Here is a 22,399-nt window from a genome sequence, read left to right on the forward strand (position 1 = left end):
ATGCGTCCGACCCCGTTTGGAAAGGCATTCCACTTATCGGTTTTATTGACCTGCTCGGTGCTGGCGATTCCGGCAACCGCCCAACGAACCCTCAGTTACACCGAACCCGACGTCCTGTTCAGGAACGGGCTGGAGTGGTTTGAAAAAAATAATTACGCGGCTGCGCGCCAGGAATTTCAGCAATACCTGGATCGCAAAAAGCCCATTACCAACATCAGTGACCAGAATGCGGTTTCGGCGGAATACTACATTGCGCTGACGGGCCTGTATCTCGACATTCCGGAAGCGGAAGTTCAGGTGGACCGGTTTGTGAAAACCCACCGCGAACATCCGAAAGCCGGGCTTTTGTACGGCGATCTGGGAAAATATTATTTCGACAAAGGCGACTACGACCGGGCAATCACGTTTCTGGAAAAAGCCATCAAGCAAAGCCAGAATGCAAACGGACAGGCCGAAAGCAAGTATCTGCTGGCGATGGCCTATTATTCGAAGCAGGATTTGCGGGCGGCATTGCCCTTGCTGAACCAGATCAAACAGGACCCCGGTCTGGCACAGGCAGCGTCGGCCTCGTATTACGCCGGTGTCATCAATTTCCGGCAAGGCAACTATACCGCGGCCATTGCCGATTTCAAGCGGATTGAACAGAATCCAACCTATCAAAACGAAATTCCGAACTGGATTGTGCAGTCAATGTACAAAGCCGGTCGGTATGATGATTTGCTGGCGTATGCCCAGCCGTTGCTGCAACGGAACCGGGGCAACGCGGCTCAACTGGCCGAGGTGGCGCTGTTCACGGCTGAAGTCCTGTACAAAAAAGGCGATTTTGCCAAAGCCATTCCGTATTATAAGCAATACAGCAACATCAAGGGCCGCAGCGTTCCCCCGGCAGTTCAGTTCCGGTATGGCGACGCGTTGTTCAAAACCGGTGATTACACCGGGGCCATTGCGGCTTTGAAAAATGTATCGGCGGGAAAAGATACGATTGCCCAGTATTCGGCCTACCGATTGGGGATCAGTTACCTGCAAACCGCCAATCCGAGTTTTGCCCTGAACGCCTTCGATCAGTCGGCCCGGCTGAATTTCAACAAACCCATTCAGGAGGAATCGGCCTTTAATCACGCCAAACTCCAGCTTGATCTGAACAATGGGGGCGATGCTGTAAAAGAATTTACGGATTTTCTGAAACGGTATCCCGACAGCAAGTTTGAAAACGAATCGAACGAACTGCTTAGCGAAGCGTATTTCTCTTCCAATAACAATGCGGCTGCCATTTCGTACATCGAAGGCCTGAAAAGGCGGACTCCACGGATCAACGCGTCGTACCAACGCATCACCTATAACCAGGCGGTGACGGATTTCAACGCGGAACGCTACGACCAGGCGATTGCCAATTTTGATAAATCCCTGAAATACCCCGTCGATTCGGATCTGCGGAATAACGCCCTGTTCTGGAAAGCGGAAACCTTCTCGGCTTTGCGCAAATACGATGAGGCTATTCCGCTGTACCAGCAGGCCATGCGTTCCGGGAATGTTTCGGGTGATTTGCAGGGCAAGAGTTTGTACGCCCTCGGTTACGCATCCTACAATAAAAAGAACTATCCGCAGGCCATTACCTATTTTCGGGATTTCATTACCAAATCCGGGAGTTCCGACAAACAGGCGCTGGAAGATGCGACGGTTCGGGTGGCCGACAGCTATTTTGCGACCAAGAACTATAACGAAGCGATGCGGTTTTACGACAATGCCATCGCGCAGGGTCGCATTGACCGGGATTATGCCACCTTCCAGAAGGGTCTGATTCTGGCATTCATGGAACGGGATGTGGAAGCCAAAGCGCAGTTTGAAAAAGTACTGACTCAATTCCCCAATTCGCGGTATGCGGATGATGCCTTGTTTCAAATGGCAAACGTGGACTTTGAGAAAGGCGCTTACCAGCAGTCCATCCGCGGATTCAGCCGGTTGATCAATGACAAACCGAAAAGCTACCTGATTCCGGCGGCCCTCCTGAAGCGGGCTACCGCCAATACGAACCTCCAGGTTTACGAACCGGCGATTCAGGATTACAAACGAATTCTGGATCAGTTTGGCGGAAGTCCGTCGGCACCGGGTGCATTGCTCGGTTTGCAGAACGCCCTGAGTGATGCCGGTCGGGCGGATGAATTCAGCAGCACCCTGTCCAGTTACAAGAAAAGTAATCCCGGCAGTACGGATGTACAAAAGGTTGAGTATGAAAATGCTAAGAGCCTATATTTCAATGAGAAATACCCGCAGGCGGTAACGACTTTACTCGGTTTTATCGACGACAATCCGGGAAGCCCGCTGGTGTATGAAGCCCGGTATTACCTGGCGGATTCGTATTTCCGGTCGGGCGATTTGCCAAATGCGCTGCGGTATTATTACCTGGTCATCAGCGATAACAAATCGGATTTTGTGACCCGCGCGGCTGCCCGTGCCGCTGATGTCGAACGTCAGCAGAAGAATTACCCGCGCGCCATTCGGAACTACCGCACGGTGTTGGCGCAGTCGAAAAGCAAGAACGAACAGTCGCAGGCGGTTTTGGGCCTGATGGATACCTATTACGCAACGGGCAATTACGACTCGACGCTGGTTTCGGCCCGCGAAGTGTTGTCGATGGGGAATGTGGTGCCGGGGGCGCAAAACCGGGCGCAGTTAATGCTTGGGAAAGTGGCCTATGCCAAAGGGGATTTCAGACAGGCGACCACCGAGTTTGATAAAACCATTGCCCTGGCCAAAGACGAGCAGGGAGCCGAAGCCAATTACTGGATCGCCGATATTCTGTACCGGACCAAAAAGCACAAGGAATCCATCGACGCCTTGTTGCGGTTCAACTCCGATTTTGCGCAGTATGACTACTGGAAGGGCAAAGGTTTCATTCTGGTTGCCGACAACAACGTGGCGCAAAACGAGATTGCCCAGGCCAAAGCCGTGCTGAACTCCATTATTGAAAATGCTGAAAATCAGGAAATTGTTGCGGAGGCCAAGCAAAAACTAGCCGCCATCGACAGCAAAAACTGATCGGTATTTGAAACCGGACCGGCTTTATTCATTCAACTAACAGACATCCGAATCACAGCGATTCAAACAGCATACCTGCATGTTCTTACCAAAATCATCCATCGACCATCTTAGATTGCTTTTGATCGTTACGGGCAGTTTGCTGCTCACTTCGGTCGATGCATTGGCGCAACAGACCCCGCGCCCCACCACGCCACCCGCCCGGGAAGGCGAGGTGGATGATCAGGAGATTACCATTGAGAAAAACCGCAAGATTGAAATGCCGGCCGCCAACCGCCTTTTCAATAAAATACCGTCCATTAAACCGTCTACCGAGCAGCGTAAACTCACCTACGAATTCAACGACCGGTCGCTGTCGGTGGGCGACCCGAAACTCTCGCCCTCGGCCTTGCCCATTCCGGCGGCCCAATCCGAGCAGCAGGAACTCTTCAACAATTACGTGAAACTGGGCGCGGGAAACTACAGCTCGTTCTACGGTGAAGCGTTCGGCAGCGGTCAGGTGATGGAAAACATCGCCGTCGATGGTTCGTTCAAGCATTTATCGTCGGGCATGGGGCCGGTGGATGGCAAAAACTCGGCTACCTCGGAAAACCGCCTGAAGCTGAACGGAAACTACCAGACGGATGCCTTCAAAATTTCGGCCAACCTGGGCTATGACCGGGAAGCGTTTTATTTCTACGGGTATCGTCGCCCGCAGGAAATCGACCGGCAAACCATTCGGCAGAAATTGACCACAACGCAGTTCCGGATTGGCATCGAAAACGTTGACCCGGATCGGAACATCGACTACTCGCTGAAAACCGGGATCGTAAACCTGGCCGATAATTATGAAGCGACCGAGCTCGACTGGGGAACCAACCTGAAAGGATCGGTGGGGATCTCGGATCAGTTCGTAGCCCTCTTTGCCGCCGATGCCTACGTCACCCAACGGAGCGACGGGCCGGTCGATAACCGGAATTTGTTCCGGGTGAAGCCCACCTTCAAATATTCTAATTCGTTGTTGACGGTTACGTTCGGGGTTAACGCTGTTAACGAATCGGATAAACGCCAGAGTATCAATCGGACGCGGGCATTTCCGGTTTTAGATCTCGATGTGGTTCCGGCTGGGAATATTCACTTTTTTGCGGGCGTCGACGGCGACATCAACCGGAATACGTTACGGACTTTTCTGGGCGAAAACCGCTGGCTGGCTCCGCAGACGGTGCTGGCAAACACCGAGAAAACCTGGGATCTGTACGGTGGAAGCAAGGGCGAACTGGGAAGCGGTATTTCCTACGAAGGAAAAGTATCGTATGCCCGCTACAGGAACTTCTACGGTTTCAACAACACCTGGCCCGACACTTCGCAGTTCTTTGTGGTCTATGACGGCGACCGGTCCCATGTCCTGACGGTTTCAGGTCAGGTGGGGTATACCTACAAGGAAATATTCCGGTCGACGCTGCGGGCCGACTTCTATGACTACAGCCTGAGCCGGATGGAAGCGGCCTGGCACCGGCCAACGATTTCGGGTTCGTGGTCGAATTCATTTATCGTGAATAAAAAATTATTTATCACGGCCGACTTGTACCATTATCAGGGGATGAAGGGCAAAAATTTCGTTACCAATCAGATTGTTACCCTTAAACCAATCTGGGATTTGAACCTGAAAATTGACTATTTCCTGGGAAAACAGGTTTCAGCGTTTGTTTCGTTAAATAACATTATAGGTTCTAATTATCAGCGGTATTTGTATTATCCGCAACAAGGCCTTAACTTTCTCGGAGGATTGTCGTATAGCTTCTGACACCGCCTTAACCGAAAAGCGTATGGTTCCTGTATCGGAGTATCTCAAAAAACTGTTGTTTCAGTATGATTGCCTCGTTGTTCCCGAACTGGGCGGTTTTATTCTGCACTATATTCCGGCCACGTTTGTGGAAAACACCGGAACGTATCTGCCTCCCCGGAAGAAAATCGCGTTCAACGAAGCTTTAAAGCTGGACGATGGCCTGCTGATCAACTACATGATGCTTCACGAGGGATCAACCCGCGATGAGGTGTTTCAGGCGATCCGGCAGTTTGTCGACGAACTGAAGCAGGAAGTGCGTCAGGAACGCATTTTTACGATAGAAGGGTTGGGGTTGTTCTCGGAAAACGAGGAGGGTAAGCTGCAGTTCGATCCCGAAATTCGTCATAATTTTCAAGGCGAATCCTACGGTTTTCAGCCCATTGCGGCCCGTATGGTGACGGCCGTCGAGGAAGAAGAAAAACCGCTTGCGCTGTCTACATTTGTACCGGAAGCTCCGGTTTTGGTAGAAGCGGAAGAAGTTCAGGCTGAAAGCAAAGAGCTGGAAATGCCCGTAGCGAGAAGTCGCCGGCAATACCTGGCCTGGGCTGCAGCGGTTTTGCTGATCTGCTCGCTCGGTATCGTGACCGTGAAAAAAACACCCTCGCAGGTGCTGAGTAGCCTAAATCCTTTCGAATTGTTTGTGAGTGATGAGGATGACGCTCCGGTAACGGTTGCGGAAACCCCAGCGGCACCGACTGAAACGGAAAAAGCCGGGCCCGTTGTTATCCCGGTTTCGAGTCCGGTAGCGGTTCCGGTGGTTGAACCGGTGAAGCCCGCCGTGGTGGCCGAAACGATTGCGCCCGCGGTGCTGGAGCCAAAGAAAACCGAAACCTATTACCTGGCCATCGCGGGGAGTTTTGCCAGCGTTCAGAATGCGAAACGGCTGATGCGACGGTTGCGTCGGGAGGGTTTTGAAACGGCGTATATTTTGCCGCATTCGAAAAAGAAAGAACTGATCAAAGTAGCGGCCATCGGGTCGAATGATAAAACCGAGGTGCTGGCTTCGCTCGACAAAGTGAGCCGCTTGTCCGGCGCGAGTGCCTGGGTTTGCAAAATTGAGTGAATTGAACCATTAGGACTTTGGCTTTTGCCCCTAAATCCCTTAGAGGGGACTTGGACACGGGTTACTCCGGATGCGCAAAGTCCCCTCTAGGGGATTTAGGGGTAAAAAGCAAGTGTATCAGAATTATACCTTATAAACTAGATAAACCAGCAAAAAGGCAGCCATCGGCTGCCTTTTTGCTTCCGGTGAACCCAACAATTCACGAAATCGTTTTAATTTTGCCGGTGTTGAACAATAGAGTCCACCGGTAGTTCCGTTAATTGGCTAAACACCTGCATCCATGAGTCGCGTCGTACTGGAAAATGAGAATGAATACCGGGTAACGGCTTTGGCCGGATCGTTCGCCGTTTGTGCCCTGTTGTTTTTCCTGCTGCTCTACATCAGGCTGTGGCAGTCGGTTCCGGATCCTCCGCCGATCGAATATGTGGAGGTGAACTTCGGTACTGATCTGGTGGGTAGTGGCAACATTCAGACGTATAACAAAGCCAGCGATTCCAAAAATACGGAAGATGTTAAGAAGGAGGAGGACAAGCCGAATCCGAAAGTGACAACCACCTCGCGGGTGGAGAAAACACCGGTTTCGCCCGTTCCTAAAATTGTAGACGCCAAACCGAGCAAAGTCGTTACGGAAAAACCGGATATCGCCAGCAAGATTGAAAGCCCGGTGACGGTTCCTGAAAAGGCCGAACCCAAAAAAGTGGAAGCCACTACGCCCAAACCGACGCCCGCACCGCCCAAGGCCGAACCGGTTGCCGAGCCGAAAAAGGTGGATGCCAATGCGCTGTATAAAAAAGGCTCATCCGGCGGTTCGAATGGAACGGTGGGAAAAGCATCCGGAACCGGAGGGAACAACAACGGAGATGATGCCTCGGGTGTGGGGGATAAAGGCAATCCGGATGGGAATATCAACGCCAAGCAGTTTTACGGCACACCGGGTGGAACCGGGTCCGGTGTTTCGTTGAACATTGCCGGCTGGCGTTTGGCTACCAACCGCATTGCTCAGGATAACTCCGGAGAAAGCGGAAAAATTGTCTTTGAAATCAAGGTGGATGACAAGGGTGATGTTACTTTTGTGCGGGTTAAGGAAACCCGGGTCAGTCCAACCGTAACGGAGTTTTACAAACAACAGGTGTACAAATTGCAACTTGTGCAGAAAGCGTCGGCCGCTCCGCCGATCTCTACGGGTACTTACACCATCAACATCCGCTCAAACTAGTACCGAATGACGTATTCGGAAGCAATTGATTATTTGTATGCGCAGTTGCCGGTTTTTCACCGGATCGGAGCGAAGGCCCTCAAACCGGGTCTGGATAACATTCTCAAACTCTGCGAGTACCTGGGAAATCCCCAGGAAAAATTCAGAACCATTCACGTTGGCGGCACGAACGGCAAAGGCAGCTCGTCGCATTTGCTGGCCGCTGTGCTGCAATCGGCGGGCTACAAAACCGGTTTATATACCTCTCCCCATCTCAAATCCTTTACCGAACGCATCCGCATCGATGGATTTCCCATGCCGGATGCGGAGATCGCGGATTTTGTGAAAACCCACAAGGCGTTTATCGAGGATTTAAAGCCTTCTTTCTTTGAAGTAACCGTTGGTATGGCTTTCGACTACTTCGCGCGTCAGAACGTCGATTTGGCCGTAATTGAGGTAGGGTTGGGGGGACGCCTGGATTCTACCAACATCATTACCCCGCTGGTGTCGCTCATTACCAACATTGGTTGGGATCACAGCGATATTCTGGGGGATAGTCTTCAGAAGATTGCCTCCGAAAAATCCGGGATCATCAAGCCGGGTGTTCCGGTGGTCATCAGCGAGCGGGATCCCGAAACCCAGGCGGTTTTTGAGGATCGGGCCAGAGCCTGTCAAAGTCCCATCGTATTTGCTTCGGATGTGTATGCCGTAACCGATTTTGGGGCTCATGAAAACGGACGTCTATTGTCGGTAACGGATCAGAAAGGGTTTATCGCCGGAATGACGGTTGGTTTACTGGGGACATACCAACTGAAAAATACCGCTGGTGTCCTGGCGACCCTTGACGTATTGAAAAATGAGTTCGATTTTTCTCAATCGGCGGTTCAGAATGGTTTTGCCAAAGTCATTGAGCTGACCGGTTTGAAAGGACGCTGGCAGGTGTTACAGCAAAATCCCACCGTGATCTGTGATACGGCCCATAATGAACCCGGTATCCTGAGTGTGCTGGAGTCGCTGGAAACGGTTTCGTATCAGCAATTGCATCTGGTGGTTGGTTTTGTGAAAGACAAGGATCTGTCGAAAGTGATTCGTTTGTTTCCGAAAGGAGCGAGGTATTACTTTTGTCAGCCCCACATTCCCCGGGCGCTGGATACGGAGTTGCTGGCGGAAGCGTTTCGTGCGGAGGGATTTGGGGGTGAGGTGTTCCCGGATGTGAATCAGGCGCTGGAAGCCGCTAAAAACCGTGCCAACCCGGCGGATTGTATCCTGGTGACCGGAAGCACGTACGTTGTTGCAGAATTAAACCAATTGGAAGCGTGAGTAGAAAGAAGCTTTCCCGTTTTGAACACAATCGCGTCAGTGAGAATGTTCTGGAGCCGGGAAAAGAGTTATTTGACACCATCAAGGGGCATTGGCGTGAGCGGTATTTTCGGAATGCCAATCCGATCGTGATTGAAATCGGCTGTGGGAGAGGAGAATACACGATTGGCCTGGCCCGGCATTATCCGCACCTGAATTTTATCGGTATCGACCGGAAGGGCGACCGGATCGCGCAGGGGAGTCTGGTCGCGCTGGAAACCGGATTGACCAACGTCGCTTTTTTGCGGACGGATATTTACCGGATTCAGGACTTTTTCGGAAAAGATGAGGTGAACGAAATCTGGATTACTTTTCCGGATCCGCAGCCGAGGGTGAGTCAATTGAAAAACCGCTCGACGGACGCGCGTTTTTTGAAGCTATATCGCGAGATTCTGATCGATGGTGGTTTGCTTCATTTGAAAACCGATCACGATGACTTTTTCGATTTCAGCATCGATAGCCTGAGTCAGAACGGTTTCGATGATCTCGTCTCGACCCGCGATCTGTATGCCTCCGAAATGAACAACCTGCACCTCGGCATCAAGACGAAATACGAAGAGATTTTTACCCGAAAGGGGTTTTCGATAAAATACTTAAAATGCAAAAAGGCGGGCTATTAACCCGCCTTTTGGGTGCCAAATCCTTTTATATTACAATTTAGCAATCAGGTCGGTAACTCGGCTTGAGTAGCCAAATTCATTGTCGTACCAGCCGACGATTTTCACCAGCGTTCCGTTGGCGGAAGTCAGTTTCGAATCGAAGATACACGAGCTTGGGTTTCCAACGATATCGGTTGAAACGATTTCATCTTCGCAATATTCCAGAATTCCTTTCAGCGGACCTTCAGCCGCGGCTTTCATGGCTGCGTTGATTTCTTCTTTCGTGGCTTCGCGTTTCAAAATGGCGGTCAGATCCGTTACTGAACCGTCGGGGATGGGTACCCGGAGTGCATAGCCATCGAGTTTTCCTTTTAATTGCGGCAACACCAGACCAACGGCTTTGGCAGCACCCGTCGAGGTCGGAACGATCGACAAAGCGGCCGCCCGGGCCCGGCGCAGGTCGGAGTGGGGAGCATCCTGAAGATTCTGATCGGCGGTATAGGCGTGAATGGTTGTCATATAGCCTTTTTCAATGCCAAAAACGTCGTCCAGAACCTTGGCCATGGGAGCCAGGCAGTTCGTCGTACAGGAGGCATTGGAAAGGATCGTTTCAGTTCCTGTCAGGGTATCTTCGTTCACACCCAGAACAACCGTTGGAATATTTCCTTTGGCAGGAGCGGAGATCACCACTTTTTTAGCACCGGCAGTCAAATGTTGACCGGCACCGGCTTCATCGACAAAACGACCGGTTGATTCCAGAACTACATCAACACCGAGTGTCCCCCAGGGCAGTGCTTTGGGATCACGTTCGGCATACGCGTGAATTTTTACGCCATTGATGGTCAGGCTCTCGCTATCGGAGGTAACAGTGCCTTGAAATTTACCATGAATGGAATCGTATTTTAGTAAATGTGCCAGGGTTGCATTATCAGTCAAGTCATTGATCGCAACAATTTCAACATTTTCTTTTTCGAGGAGTCTTCTAAAAGACAGGCGGCCGATGCGGCCGAACCCATTGATGGCGACTTTGATTTTGCCCATTGTGTGTTTTAATTAGTTAACAAGAACGGGTACAAAGATAGTATTACAAATTGAAACGTAAAGGTAAGTTTGAAAGGGAAAGTCATAAAATCACTTGAGGACCGGCATGTCTGATGGAGGTAAAATGAATTGTTTAGTAAAATAAAAAACCATATATTTTAGTATTATACGCATTAGGAGCTAATATTAATGACACATATTGACATTATATTTAGTAAAATGCTAACGATTTATTGGCAATTTACTAATTTTAATAGTATATCTTACTTGTTTTTACTAATGTATTACCGTTCAATATTGCCCTTCTTATCCATTCGATGCTGTTATAGCAATCTTCATTTACCTGCCAAAATGAACTCTGAATATTCGGATAAAATAATTCATTACCTGCTTAAAAATGGTTATTTTTATAGTCTGCTTCTATCAAACTATCATTCATTCTAAGGTTTAAAATAGGAGCGAGCCCATTCTCTTTATTCGAATTTAGCATACTTGACTACCCTAAAAAACGATACGTCTCAGAATGCTGACCGCCCTAATATCGCGGACTTATACACCAGCCTGCCTATCTTTAGACCGATCGATTGCGGTTTATTAAAACCACACAGCTTGCATTGGACAAACGCAATCCGGAAAATAACATCGGCTGAACCCGGCGTGATCAAGCCGTCAATCAATCAAATCATTCGCCCTGGCCTGCATACCGTTCAGGTAATCTCAACCTGTATCAGTAAACATTATGTACGGTTAGGCCAATTCTTCACCAGCGTACTTCAGAACCACTATGGTTTAAAGTCGATTCATAATGGCCTTTTTATCATCCTTTCAAAGAACCGGCAATACTCTTTTTCTACAGTGTATTTGTATAATATAATTGTATTATATTTATTTGGTAACATACAGATTCAGCCTGACACTCACTCAAAGATTGTCACTCTCGGTACCTGTTTATTGCCGGTAACAAACGCGATCCCTATCGGTCATTATCTCACAATACTGCATATATAAAATAGTAAAAAACCGATGAGAATGATTTTAGATGTCATCGTTTAAGTATGATCAAAATCAAGCAGTTATAATAACCAAAGTGAATAATCCCTATAAACAAATTTTTGAATTATGGAGTACACAAAAGTAATTGAAGATTGCTGGTCCGACCGTTCTTTACTGACCGATTCAGTAACCCTGGAAACCATCAGAAACGTGATTGCCGAACTGGACGGTGGTCGTCTGCGCGTGGCCGAACCGGGTGGTGAAGGAGGGAAGTGGATCGTGAACGAATGGGTCAAAAAAGCGATCTTACTGTATTTTGTTTCCCAGACGATGAAGACTGAGGAAGTCGGCATTTTTGAATTTCACGACAAAATTCCGCTGAAGACCGACTACAAAAGTCGCGGTGTCCGGGTCGTTCCACCAGCCGTTGCCCGCTATGGTTCCTACATTGCACCAGGAGCGATTCTAATGCCGTCTTATGTAAATGTCGGTGCTTACGTCGATGAGCGAACCATGGTCGATACGTGGGCTACGGTGGGCAGTTGTGCACAGATCGGAAAGGACGTTCACCTCAGTGGGGGAGTAGGCATCGGCGGGGTGCTGGAACCACCCCAGGCGTCGCCCGTTATTGTGGAAGACGGCGCCTTCATCGGCTCCCGCTGCATCGTCGTGGAAGGCGCACACATTGGCAAAAGAGCCGTCCTGGGGGCCGGTGTCACCATCACCGGCAGTTCCAAAATTATCGACGTCACCGGTTCAACACCGGTCGAACACCGGGGCTATGTCCCCGACAATTCCGTCGTCATCCCGGGTACTATTGCTAAAGAATTTGCAGCCGGTGTCTACCAGGTTCCCTGCGCGCTGATCATCGGTCTGCGCAAGGAATCGACGGATTTGAAAACGTCGCTTAACGACGCGCTGCGCACAAACAATGTAACGGTTTAAACCGTGATACATCTGTAAACGAGCAGTCTCCTTCTATCTAAATTCACAAAAGCCAATTTTACATCAGTAACGTTGGCTTTTTCTATTTGTAAACTATTAACATTTGTACTATTTACATTATTAACAAATATTGATTTACATTTGTGTTGCTATGCGTTGTAAACTGATTACTTTTGTAAAAAACATACCGCCATGAATGTAAATGACAAAATTAAACAGGTACTGAAGGACAAGAACTTAACCCCTTCTTATTTCGCTGATGAAATCGGGGTTCAACGGTCGAGCATCTCTCACATCCTCTCGGGACGCAACCGCCCCAGCTTCGACATCATCCAGAAGATCATTCGCCGGTTTCCCGAGCTAGGTTACGATTGGATACTGGAAGAAGATCAACCCTTAACAAATGTAAATCCTCGTCCGGTCGCCATGCCAGCCATTTCGCGCAAGCCCAGCCCGCAACCCGAAATTGTAGACGAAAAACCGCCTTATACTGCCCCGCCACAATCGTCTGTAGCGAAAAATAAAGAAGAAAAAACCATAGAGCGAATTCTGATTTTCTACACCGACGGCACCTTCCGGGAGTACGCGCCGTCATAAATAATTGGAGAATCCTCCACAACCTGCTACCTTTGTCGCATTAGGTGCCGCCTGCCGATTTTGGGCAGGGTTGGCTTAATAGGGAAGTCGGTGCAAAACCGATGCTGTCCCCGCAACTGTAAACCCGTACGAACTGATTTCCTCTTCTTGCCACTGTCCGCTTTCGTTCGGATGGGAAGGCCGAAATCAGTGGGTGAGCCAGGAGACCTGCCTAAAACAACGATGCTCAGTTTCTTTCGGGTGAAAAGGAAACCGGGTTTTACGGCTCCCAATCCTTTTTACGAGGGAATTGACGGCCACTTTTTTACTTAATTCAGCTATGATGCGGTATAGAGACGGGATTATCCTGTCCTTACTGGTGGGTTCGTTTTCGGTTGTGAACGGCCAAACCAACGGTACTGACCAAACGTTACCCGCCGTAACGATTCGTGGAACCACGCCCGAGCGGTTTTCGGCCGGGCAAAAAACCCAGCGGATCGACTCCGTGACGCTCGAACAGTTCCGTTTTCAAACGCTGACGGACCTCCTGACCTATACGACCCCCATTGCGTTTAAGGTATACGGTGCGGGCCAGTTATCGACCGCTTCGTTCCGCGGTACCTCGGCCAATCACACCGCCGTGCTCTGGAACGGAATCAACATTAACCAGCCAACGCTTGGGCTTAGCGACTTCTCAACGCTGCCCGTCACCGGTTTCGATCAGCTTGCGGTTCAGTATGGCTCCTCCGCCAGTTGCGTGGGTTCGGATGCCGTGGGGGGCAGTATTCTGCTCATGAACAATCCGAAGTGGCAGCAACCCGGTTTTCAGGCTTCCGTCGGGCAGCAGCTCGGAAGTTTCCGGAATTACGGAACCCAGCTTGGAATCCGGTTTGTGAGTACCGCCGGAAAGCGCTGGCAGATCGCCGGGAAATCGTTCTTCTACACCACCAACGCCAACAATGATTTCCCATATCGCGAACGGGGAAATTACTTCGTCGAACATTCGATCACCAAACAGAAGGGCTTCATTCAGGATTTGTATTTCCGAAACCAGAAAAACCAGCAGCTTTCGGTGAACCTCTGGTTAACGGATAACGACTTGACCGTTACGCCCTACGATACTACCGTTCGGGAACGAACCCGCTCACAGTCGTACCGGTTTTTAACCACCTACGAAACGAACAAACTCACGCTGAGACTGGGCTGGATTCGCGATATTATCGATTACGCACGTGGAAAATTCAATAATCCCAGTCATTCCGAAACCGATCGACTAATCAGTCGAATTGAGAAGGAGTTGACGCATTCCTATAAATCAGCCGAAGTTTCGCTGCGGTTGGGGGGCGAGTGGTCGCATTACCGTACGCAGGTCGACGGCTACGGTGATCAACCGATTCAGGAAGACCGGGCCGATCTGTATGCGCTGCTCCGGATGCAATGGTCCCGGTGGCTGGTTTCGGCCAATATCCGGCAGGCTTTCGTCACCCGGTTTGATCCGCCGATAACGCCTTCGCTGGGTGTAGAGTATTCTTTGGTAAAAACAGGGAAAGCAATGCTAACGGCCAAAGCATCCGCCGGTCGCAGCTACCGGGTTCCCACGCTGAACGAACGGTATTGGAAAGTATTGGGCAATCCGGACATTCGCCCCGAAAACGGGTTTAATCTGGAAGCGGGTTTGGCCAGCCGCTGGATTCCCACCGAACACCTGACCCTTACTACCGAAGCCACAGCATTCCGAAACCGCATCGACGACTGGTCGTACTGGAATCCGGAGTCCGGCTACCGGGTCGAAAATCTGCAACTCGTCGTGGCCCGTGGCCTGGAGTGGAACAGTTCGGCAACATATTCCGGCGCAAACTGGCAATCGGGCCTGACCTTGGCGTATGCCCTGACGCGGTCGAGCCAGGAGCGGGTCTACAACGTCTATGCGCAGGACATCATCGGCAAACAACTGGTGTATGTTCCCAAACACAGCGGCCGGTTTTCGGTCTTCGTGGCAAAAGGTAAAAACCGCCTGACCATCCAGAACCAGGTAAATTCCCGTCAGTACATCACTTTCGACAACATTCAGTTTCTACGCGGCTATGTGCTGACGAACGTGTTGCTCGAAACCCAGATCAAGCTCGGCCCCGTTGCAACCCGGATTCAGGGACAGATCAACAATGTGTTCGATACCGTCTACCTCAACGTCAAACGCAACGCCATGCCGGGCCGCAACTTTACCCTTCAATTAATCTGTAATCTGAATACTCCAAAACAATGAGAAAAGTAACTACCGCACCGTCGGTCCGCTTGACACTGGCACTTGGTCTGCTGGTTGCCCTGAACTGGTCCTGTAACAACGACAACGACGATCCGCAAGCCCTGCCGTATGGTTCGGGGGTGCTGGTTGTCAACCAGGGAAATTTCACCGACAACAACGGGACCATCTCGTATTTTCCGCCGACGGGCTCCACGGCTTCCTACGATATTTTCAATCAGGTCAACCAGCGTTCCCTGACCGGGAGTGTCCAGGCCTACGAAGAAGCCGATGGAAAAGGATTGATTCTGGTCGATAACACCACGGCAGGGCAGGACAAAGTCGAAATCGTGGATGCCAATACCTTCAAGTCACTGGCGACACTAAAAACCCCGGAAATTGAAAACCCCCGCTCGGCGGTTCGGGTAAGTGCCAACAAAGTATACGTGAGTTGCTGGGATGTTTCCGGTGATTTTTCAAACGGCACGTTTTATAAAGATCCGGGTTACATTGCCGTTGTGGATTTAACGACCAATTCCGTAACCAAAAAAATACCGGCGGTGAAAGGAGTGGAGACCCTTCTGCTGGTGGGTAGCGAGGTGTTTGCCGGTTCGACCGGTGGTTCGACAAAACTTACAGTGATCGACATCACCACCGATCAGCTTAAAACCGGTATCGAAATCGGCGCGAATCCCAATCCGGTGGCCGTCGACGGCAACGGCAAACTCTGGGTCTACAGTGGCGGTGAAATGATTCGGATTAACCCGCAAAGCAAGTCGATTGAAAACCGCCTGAAAATTGGAACCGACAAAACCCGGTCGCTGTCAAAATTCCGCTTGAGTTCCGACAAACAATACTTTTACTTTGTGAGCAGTTACTACGGCGATGCGTCCGAAAACTACAAGGAAAAAGGCGAGACCTATCGTTTTTCGGTCAATGACACCAGCGTTCCGGCGACCACACCCTTTATCAAGCGGTTGTTCAGCGGCCTGGCTGTCGAACCGCAATCCGGCATCATTTACGGCGGTTATACGCCATCTTACAAACAGGCCGGTTACGTCTTCCGCTACCAGGCCAGCGGAACCCTGATTGATTCCGTCAAAGCGGAGATTGCGCCATCCGGTTTTTATTTTAAATAGACAAGAGAGGTGAGACAAGAGAATAAAGACTTTTTTAGTTTAAGTAAGTAGAACCGTTCTTTACTCTCTTGTCTTTCTTCTTTACTCTCCAAAAAATGAAAAAAGCAGTCATTAGCTGGAGCGGGGGCAAGGATTCGGCCCTCGCTCTCTTTTTTTGCCAGCAAGCCGGACACTATGATGTGGTTGGCTTGCTCACGAATGTCAATGAACAATTCGGACGGGTCAGCATGCACGGCGTCCGCACCGAACTGATCGAAGCACAGGCGCAGACTCTTGAGCTGCCTTTGCATACGGTTCAATTTCCCGGCGACGTCTCGATGGAATGCTACAACACACTGGTTAAACAGAAACTGACAGAGTTGAAAAAACAGGGCGTTACCCATGTGATTTACGGCGATATTTTTTTGGAAGACCTGCGACAGTACCGGGAACAACAACTGAGCGAGGTGGATTTGCAGGGTGTGTTTCCGTTGTGGAATCAGAACACGACGGTGTTGCTGGCGAAATTTGTCCAGGCTGGTTTCAAAGCTGTGCTGGTTTGTGTCAACGAAAATCAATTGCCGGCAAGCTGGGCCGGTCGCGAACTGAACGCTACGGTTTTAAACGATCTGCCACCAGTGGTCGATCCATGCGGAGAAAACGGCGAGTACCATACCTTTGTCTACGACGGACCGATTTTTAAATCACCCATACCATTCAAAAAAGGTGAGATAGTCCGGCGCTCGTATGTCGCTTCAGCGGAACCCGATCAGTGGGACACCCAATTCATCTTTCAGGACATTCTCCCTGATACCCTCTGATTTTCTCTGATAAACCCTGATTAAAAATTGTTATTACACAGAGTTTATCAGAGAAAATCAGAGATTTTGTTCCACGTGAATCCATAAATCATTGATCTATACGACCTTCTATAACCCATTATATACCAGACCCTTACAAACTCCTTTACAAGCAGAATTTACTGCAAAATAGTTGTTGTATAATTTATATTATGTTAACTAGAATTCCCAATTATCTAGGTATCCTGTTTCACCTCCTCCATTTTTTGCTTTCCCTCATCCGGTGATTGCTTCAACCGCTTCTCAAGATGCATGTACCAAAACGCCAATGTACTGTTGAGTAAAATACCGATGGCTACGGATGTCAGCCGACCGCGTAAACTTGCCGTCATAATCGCCATAAAAGCCAGCCAACCCCAAACACCAATCATAGCCACGGTGATGAGTAACCTTGTAATCTTTACCATACTACCTCATTAAAAAGCTCCGACCTCGCTTTCACAAGATCGGAGCTTTTTATGGAATAAAAAAAGGCAGCCGTTGCGAGCTGCCTTTTTTGTTATTTGCTTTCGACGCAGGGAATTTTCTTCTCTTCAAACTGCTTCAGAATATTCTGCAGGTTTGTCAGGTTGTCGTTCAAATCCTGGTCGGTATCTTTCACCGATTTCGCTTTTTCGAAATACGGCAGTGCCTGTTTGAATTTCCCGCAAACCTGGCCTTCGATTTCCTTGCCCTTGGTCTGGTAGTCTTTCATGTCCATCATCTCCAGTTGCTTCCGGATCTGAACGGCTTCGTTAAAGTAAGCAGCCCCCAGGTTGAAGTTGGCATCGAAGTTATTCGGATCAGCCGCCAACGCTTTGGTGTAATACTCTTTGGAAGCGACCCGGCTTTCATCAACCTGCTTGGTCAATTCCGCAATTTTCTGCTCCTGGTTGCCTGCCGCTGCGCTGGCCTGAGCCTGCTCTGCTACTTCTTTTTCCAGACCGGTGATTTTCGTTTTTGAATCCGCAATCATCTGGTTCACCCGTGCAATCTGGTTTTTCACATCGGCGTTCTTCGGCTCTTTCTTGGCCCGAGCCGTCAAGCGCGTCAGCTCATTCTGCGATTCTTTCAAAACCACTTTTTCTTCGCTCAACTGCTTGGTCGCGTTCGGTCCTTTCTTGGCACTGCCCGTCAGCTTCGACAATTCATCCGAACCTTTGCTGTATTTATCGCCATACAGGCTGGCCAGCGTCAAGAGATGGTTTACGTTGTTGGGGTCTTTTGCAAGCTGTCCTTTCAGTTCCGTAATCGCATCATCCATTTTACCCGACGTGACCAGGATGCTGGTTTTCTGGGTAGCGAGGTCTTTGCTGTTCGGCAGCGTGGCAATTCCCTTGTCAATCGTAGCCAGCGCTTTTTCGATTTCCTTGTCCTGGTAATACAGACTCACCAGCGTGGTGTAAACCGATTGATCTTTTCCACCATTCTCGATATACCGCTCAAAATGTGCTTTGGCATCACTCGGTTTTTCGGTGTTCTGGGTAAAGATACCCGCATACAAAGCCGCCGTGGTATCTTTCGGATTGATCTCCCCTGCTCTGGACATCAGCGCAGCCGCGTCTTTGAAGTTCTTCGCCTGGTACTTGTAGATACCGGAGTTCATAAACGCCTGAAACAAGGTCTGCCCTTTCATGGCTTCCTCTGCTTCTTTAGCCATTTTACCCGGACCGCCGGTTTTTTTATCCTTATCCAGTTCGACTACTTTCTTATAAGCATCGTAGGCAACGGTTGCCGCATTCGAGTCCAGTTTGATAGCCTGCGTAGCAATGTTCTCGTACGTCTTAGCGCGATCCAGCCACGTTTTGGGCTTGACAGAGGCCTTCTCATCCGTGATTGCCTTGTCGCTTTTTTCTTTCTCACTCTGGAAAGCTTTTTCGGTTAGAGCATCGAGCCCTTGAGCATACGATGCTCCTACTGATAAAAATCCCGCCAGTAGGAAGAACGAGAATCGTTTCATATGACTAAATTTTGTGGTTGAACGTTGTTTTTGATTTAATTTTGGAAAGTACAGAATAATTTATGGGAATATCAAGCCATTTGATCAGTCGAAGCTTCCTCCGGACCATCCACCGGTGCTTCCGGTACAACAGCATTCCCTTCAATTTCAACATCTTCCTCCCGGGCAATCCGCGTCACCGACGAAATTTCGTCGCCGTCGCGCAGGTTGATCAACCGCACCCCCTGGGTGTTCCGTCCAATCACCCGCACCTCATCGACGTGCATCCGGATGGCCGTTCCCGACTTCGTAATGATCATCATATCATCCGAATCGGTTACTTCCAGAATGCCCACCAGATGGCCGACTTTATCCGTAACCTTCAACGTACCAACGCCTTTGGCTCCCCGGTTTGTCACCCGGTATTCATCGATCGGTGACCGCTTGCCAAATCCTTTTTCCGAAACCACCAGCAGTTGAGCATCGTCGCGACCGATGCAAACCATACCAACGGCTTTCACGCCCGGCTCCAGATCGATGCCGCGAACCCCGGCGGCCGTACGGCCCATCGGACGAACCCGGCTTTCGTTGAACCGAACCGCTTTGCCCAGGCTCGACGAAATGACAATATCGTTCTGTCCATTGGTCATACAGACATTCAGCAGACGGTCTCCCTCCTCTTCATTGATCGTGATGGCAATGATCCCGTTCTGGCGCGGACGCGAGTAGGCTTCCAGCAGGGTTTTCTTGATCGTGCCCTGCTCCGTACACATCACCAGGTAATTGTTGTTGATGTAATCGGTGTTTTTCAAATCCTTCACATTGATCACCGCCCGCACCTGGTCGTCGGATTCAATGTTGATGAAGTTGGCCAGCGGCCGGCCTTTCGAATCCCGCGCGCCTTCCGGCAGTTCATACACCGGCAACCAGTACAACCGTCCTTTCTGCGTAAAAATCAGCAGGGTATTGTGCATCGTCGCCATGAACAGATGCTCCGTGAAGTCGTCTTCCTTGGTTTTGGCCGCACGCGACCCAACTCCTCCCCGGCTCTGGGTCCGGTATTCGGTCAACGGCGTCCGTTTGATATAGCCTTCGTGCGAAATCGTAATCAGCATTTCATCGTCGGCGATCAGCGACAGATCGCTGATGTTGCCGTCGCCCAGAATACTGATTTCAGTCCGGCGGGCATCGCCGTAACGGGCTTTGAGTTCGAGCAGTTCGTCGCGGATGATTTGCAGTTTCCGTTCTTCGCTCGCCAGAATGCTCCGCAAATCGGCAATCAGCCGGGCCAGTTCTTCATATTCCGCCACAATCTTGTCGCGTTCGAGTCCGGTCAGGCGTTGGAGACGGAGTTCCAGAATCGCCTTGGCCTGAATTTCCGACAACTTAAACCGGTCGATCAAGCCGTTTTTGGCCACCTCGGGATCCCGCGAACTCCGGATGATTTCGATGACCGCATCCAGGTTGTCCAGTGCGATCAGCAAGCCTTCCAAAATATGCGCCCGCTTTTCCGCTTCCCGCAGTTCATACAGCGTCCGGCGCGTGATCACCTCCTGGCGGTGCTCCACGTAATACCGGATCATGTCTTTCAGATTCAGCAAAGCCGGGCGGCCTTTCACCAGCGCGACGTTGTTGATGTTGAAAGCCGACTGCAACTGGGTATGCTTATAGAGGTTGTTGAGAACAACGTTCGGAACCGCATCCCGCTTCAGGTCATACACCACGCGCAATCCGTCGCGGTCCGACTCATCCCGGAAGGCCGAAATCCCTTCAATTTTTTTATCATTGATCAGCTCCGCCGTCTTTTCCAGCATCATGGCTTTGTTGACCATGTAGGGAACGTCGGAAACGATGATCTGGGTTTTGCCCTTGTTTTCTTCAATGGTGGCATGAGCCCGCAGCACGACCCGCCCCTGTCCGGTCCGGAACGCATTCCGTACCCCTTCGATACCGTAGATCGTAGCCCCCGTCGGAAAATCCGGCGCGGTGATGTGTTCCATCAACTCGTCGATGGTAATCTCGTGGTTGTCGATGTAGGCCACAATTCCATTTACCACTTCCGTCAGGTTGTGGGGAGCCATGTTGGTGGCCATCCCGACGGCAATACCCGACGAACCGTTCAGCAACAGGTTCGGCAGTTTGGCCGGCATCACGGTCGGCTCTTCCAGCGAGTCATCGAAGTTCGACTGAAAGTCGACGGTTTCCTTATATATATCGGTGAGCAATTCCTCGGCAATCCGCTTCAGCCGCGCTTCGGTATACCGCATGGCGGCCGGAAAGTCACCGTCGATGGAACCAAAGTTTCCCTGACCGTCGACGAGTGGATACCGCAGCGACCAGTCCTGGGCCATCCGCACCATCGTACCGTACACGGATGAATCGCCGTGCGGGTGATATTTACCCAAAACCTCCCCGACAATCCGGGCGGATTTTTTGTGAGGTTTATTATAGTTGACGCCCAGTTCAGCCATTCCGAAAAGCACCCGGCGGTGAACCGGCTTGAGGCCGTCACGAACATCGGGCAGCGCGCGGGAGATAATGACCGACATCGAATAATCGATGTAGGCTCCGCGCATTTCGTCTTCAATGTTGATGGGAATAATGTTGGTGGAGTTGTTCTGTTCTTCTGTCTCTTCTGCCATAAGAAGTCAATTCTTTGTCCGATAATACGAACGAAGCGATGGTTAAAAAAGTGGAACCGCCAGATTGGAAATTGTCAGACGGTTTGAGGCTTGTTCTACGATACGCCTATCATACAAATATGCAAAAAAATCGCCACAAATAAAAGTATTTGCCGCGTGAAGTGCAATTTCTGACCCTCCGGACCGATGCGGTTTTTCGCGCCATTCCAGTTGTATACGTTGCGACTGCCCCAAAAGGCTTTTCGGGTGGTTCATTCCGGCAGACGAAATGAATCAAAAACCGGCATCCCGATCGGCAGGCCGTAAACAATCGCGGTCCGAAACCAATCGACCCATATCTTACCGAAACGTATGTTTTATAATTTAAGAAAGGTCATTGTATGATTTCAAAAGTTTGTCGGGGGTTAAAATTGTATTTGACATCTATTATCTATATTTGACAAAACTACCTTCATTCCCATTCTTCCCCTTTTCCAATGGCTTACAAATACCGCATTATCATTACAGACGACGACGACGACGACCGGCTCCTGTTCAAATCGGTGTTTGATTCCAGTTGGCTGGATTGTGAGGTTGCCTTCGCGGGTGATGGGGTCGAACTGCTCGACCACCTGAATACCACCCGTCAACTGCCGTCACTGATCTTTCTGGACCTGAATATGCCCCGGATGGACGGATTTACGACCCTGACCGAACTGCGCGCCAATCCAGCTTTCCGCTCCATTCCGGTGATTATTTTTACAACCTCCTCCCTGCCCGAACACATTACCCGCTGCTATCAATTGGGTGCCAATACGTACTTAACAAAACCACCTGGCTACCAGCAGCTTACAAATTTAATCAGCCAGATCCGGTCCTTCTGGCTCGACACCGCCCGGATTCCGGCCAGCACCTGACGCCAAACCTTAACCCATTGTCGTTTCGGCGATTCCGGCCAGATTGCCCCAACGAACAGATTCGCCCATCCCCCGGTTTTGGTAAGCGGGAAAA

16 protein-coding genes and 1 riboswitch are annotated in these 22,399 nt (G+C 50.2%); of the genes, 12 read left to right on the top strand and 4 right to left on the bottom strand.

What is annotated here, in order from left to right; genetic code table 11:
* From ACO064_RS30520 to trmB, 6 genes are all read left to right on the top strand, one after another.
* A complete protein-coding gene (locus ACO064_RS30520) occupies positions 1-3,036 on the top strand; it encodes a tetratricopeptide repeat protein (protein ID WP_421830941.1) in 3,036 nt (1,011 codons plus the stop codon).
* A 79-nt stretch (positions 3,037-3,115) separates the two neighbouring features.
* The gene (locus ACO064_RS30525; protein ID WP_421830942.1) at positions 3,116-4,819 is read left to right on the top strand and encodes a TonB-dependent receptor; all 1,704 of its coding nucleotides are present in this window, start codon (positions 3,116-3,118) and stop codon (positions 4,817-4,819) included.
* A gap of 22 nt (positions 4,820-4,841) precedes the next feature.
* A complete protein-coding gene (locus ACO064_RS30530) occupies positions 4,842-5,924 on the top strand; it encodes an SPOR domain-containing protein (RefSeq protein WP_421830943.1) in 1,083 nt (360 codons plus the stop codon).
* A gap of 280 nt (positions 5,925-6,204) precedes the next feature.
* Positions 6,205-7,140 carry a hypothetical protein gene (locus tag ACO064_RS30535; RefSeq protein ID WP_421830944.1) on the top strand — a complete coding sequence of 312 codons (936 nt, stop codon included), beginning with the start codon at positions 6,205-6,207 and terminating at the stop codon, positions 7,138-7,140.
* Positions 7,141-7,146: 6 nt separating this feature from the next.
* Positions 7,147-8,439 (top strand): bifunctional folylpolyglutamate synthase/dihydrofolate synthase, encoded by a 1,293-nt coding sequence (locus ACO064_RS30540; protein WP_421830945.1) that lies wholly within the window; start codon positions 7,147-7,149, stop codon positions 8,437-8,439.
* On the top strand, positions 8,436-9,098 hold the full coding sequence (gene trmB, locus ACO064_RS30545; protein ID WP_421830946.1) for a tRNA (guanosine(46)-N7)-methyltransferase TrmB: 663 nt from the start codon (positions 8,436-8,438) through the stop codon (positions 9,096-9,098). Before ACO064_RS30540 ends, trmB begins: the two co-directional genes overlap by 4 nt.
* Positions 9,099-9,128: 30 nt before the next feature.
* Here trmB and gap read toward each other — a convergent pair whose 3' ends face one another.
* Positions 9,129-10,118 carry a type I glyceraldehyde-3-phosphate dehydrogenase gene (gene gap / locus ACO064_RS30550; protein WP_421830947.1) on the bottom strand — a complete coding sequence of 330 codons (990 nt, stop codon included), beginning with the start codon at positions 10,116-10,118 and terminating at the stop codon, positions 9,129-9,131.
* 1,119 nt (positions 10,119-11,237) lie between these two features.
* Between gap and ACO064_RS30555 the strand changes: the two genes are divergently transcribed.
* From ACO064_RS30555 to ACO064_RS30575, 5 genes are all read left to right on the top strand, one after another.
* A complete protein-coding gene (locus tag ACO064_RS30555; RefSeq protein ID WP_421830948.1) occupies positions 11,238-12,056 on the top strand; it encodes a 2,3,4,5-tetrahydropyridine-2,6-dicarboxylate N-succinyltransferase in 819 nt (272 codons plus the stop codon).
* 192 nt (positions 12,057-12,248) lie between these two features.
* Positions 12,249-12,653: a helix-turn-helix transcriptional regulator gene (locus ACO064_RS30560; protein ID WP_421830949.1), complete on the top strand. Its 405-nt coding sequence runs from the start codon at positions 12,249-12,251 to the stop codon at positions 12,651-12,653.
* A gap of 25 nt (positions 12,654-12,678) precedes the next feature.
* A riboswitch (cobalamin riboswitch) is annotated at positions 12,679-12,882 on the top strand.
* A gap of 90 nt (positions 12,883-12,972) precedes the next feature.
* A complete protein-coding gene (locus ACO064_RS30565) occupies positions 12,973-14,895 on the top strand; it encodes a TonB-dependent receptor plug domain-containing protein (protein ID WP_421830950.1) in 1,923 nt (640 codons plus the stop codon).
* Complete coding sequence (locus tag ACO064_RS30570) at positions 14,892-16,010, top strand: YncE family protein (RefSeq protein ID WP_421830951.1); 1,119 nt, start codon at positions 14,892-14,894, stop codon at positions 16,008-16,010. The genes ACO064_RS30565 and ACO064_RS30570 overlap by 4 nt, the downstream gene beginning before the upstream one ends.
* Positions 16,011-16,105: 95 nt before the next feature.
* A complete protein-coding gene (locus ACO064_RS30575; RefSeq protein WP_421830952.1) occupies positions 16,106-16,810 on the top strand; it encodes an ATP-binding protein in 705 nt (234 codons plus the stop codon).
* A gap of 215 nt (positions 16,811-17,025) precedes the next feature.
* On the opposite strand, the gene ACO064_RS30580 is transcribed toward ACO064_RS30575, so the two are convergent.
* From ACO064_RS30580 to gyrA, 3 genes are all read right to left on the bottom strand, one after another.
* Positions 17,026-17,256: a hypothetical protein gene (locus ACO064_RS30580; protein ID WP_421830953.1), complete on the bottom strand. Its 231-nt coding sequence runs from the start codon at positions 17,254-17,256 to the stop codon at positions 17,026-17,028.
* Positions 17,257-17,348: 92 nt separating this feature from the next.
* A complete protein-coding gene (locus tag ACO064_RS30585; protein ID WP_421830954.1) occupies positions 17,349-18,788 on the bottom strand; it encodes a tetratricopeptide repeat protein in 1,440 nt (479 codons plus the stop codon).
* 71 nt (positions 18,789-18,859) lie between these two features.
* Positions 18,860-21,409 (bottom strand): DNA gyrase subunit A, encoded by a 2,550-nt coding sequence (gyrA, locus tag ACO064_RS30590; RefSeq protein ID WP_421830955.1) that lies wholly within the window; start codon positions 21,407-21,409, stop codon positions 18,860-18,862.
* A gap of 476 nt (positions 21,410-21,885) precedes the next feature.
* Between gyrA and ACO064_RS30595 the strand changes: the two genes are divergently transcribed.
* The gene (locus ACO064_RS30595) at positions 21,886-22,305 is read left to right on the top strand and encodes a response regulator (protein WP_421830956.1); all 420 of its coding nucleotides are present in this window, start codon (positions 21,886-21,888) and stop codon (positions 22,303-22,305) included.
* The last annotated feature ends 94 nt before the right edge of the window (positions 22,306-22,399 follow it).

The sequence above is a fragment of the Larkinella sp. genome, assembly GCF_965227735.1.
In the GTDB taxonomy this organism is placed as follows: domain Bacteria; phylum Bacteroidota; class Bacteroidia; order Cytophagales; family Spirosomataceae; genus Larkinella.

Coding starts and splice junctions, on each gene's coding strand:
- ACO064_RS30520 (WP_421830941.1), top strand. CDS start 1: ATGCGTCCGACCCCGTTTGGAAAGGCATTCCACTTATCGGTTTTATTG.
- ACO064_RS30525 (WP_421830942.1), top strand. CDS start 3,116: ATGTTCTTACCAAAATCATCCATCGACCATCTTAGATTGCTTTTGATC.
- ACO064_RS30530 (WP_421830943.1), top strand. CDS start 4,842: ATGGTTCCTGTATCGGAGTATCTCAAAAAACTGTTGTTTCAGTATGAT.
- ACO064_RS30535 (WP_421830944.1), top strand. CDS start 6,205: ATGAGTCGCGTCGTACTGGAAAATGAGAATGAATACCGGGTAACGGCT.
- ACO064_RS30540 (WP_421830945.1), top strand. CDS start 7,147: ATGACGTATTCGGAAGCAATTGATTATTTGTATGCGCAGTTGCCGGTT.
- gap (WP_421830947.1), bottom strand. CDS start 10,118: ATGGGCAAAATCAAAGTCGCCATCAATGGGTTCGGCCGCATCGGCCGC.
- ACO064_RS30555 (WP_421830948.1), top strand. CDS start 11,238: ATGGAGTACACAAAAGTAATTGAAGATTGCTGGTCCGACCGTTCTTTA.
- ACO064_RS30560 (WP_421830949.1), top strand. CDS start 12,249: ATGAATGTAAATGACAAAATTAAACAGGTACTGAAGGACAAGAACTTA.
- ACO064_RS30565 (WP_421830950.1), top strand. CDS start 12,973: ATGATGCGGTATAGAGACGGGATTATCCTGTCCTTACTGGTGGGTTCG.
- ACO064_RS30570 (WP_421830951.1), top strand. CDS start 14,892: ATGAGAAAAGTAACTACCGCACCGTCGGTCCGCTTGACACTGGCACTT.
- ACO064_RS30575 (WP_421830952.1), top strand. CDS start 16,106: ATGAAAAAAGCAGTCATTAGCTGGAGCGGGGGCAAGGATTCGGCCCTC.
- ACO064_RS30580 (WP_421830953.1), bottom strand. CDS start 17,256: ATGGTAAAGATTACAAGGTTACTCATCACCGTGGCTATGATTGGTGTT.
- ACO064_RS30585 (WP_421830954.1), bottom strand. CDS start 18,788: ATGAAACGATTCTCGTTCTTCCTACTGGCGGGATTTTTATCAGTAGGA.
- gyrA (WP_421830955.1), bottom strand. CDS start 21,409: ATGGCAGAAGAGACAGAAGAACAGAACAACTCCACCAACATTATTCCC.
- ACO064_RS30595 (WP_421830956.1), top strand. CDS start 21,886: ATGGCTTACAAATACCGCATTATCATTACAGACGACGACGACGACGAC.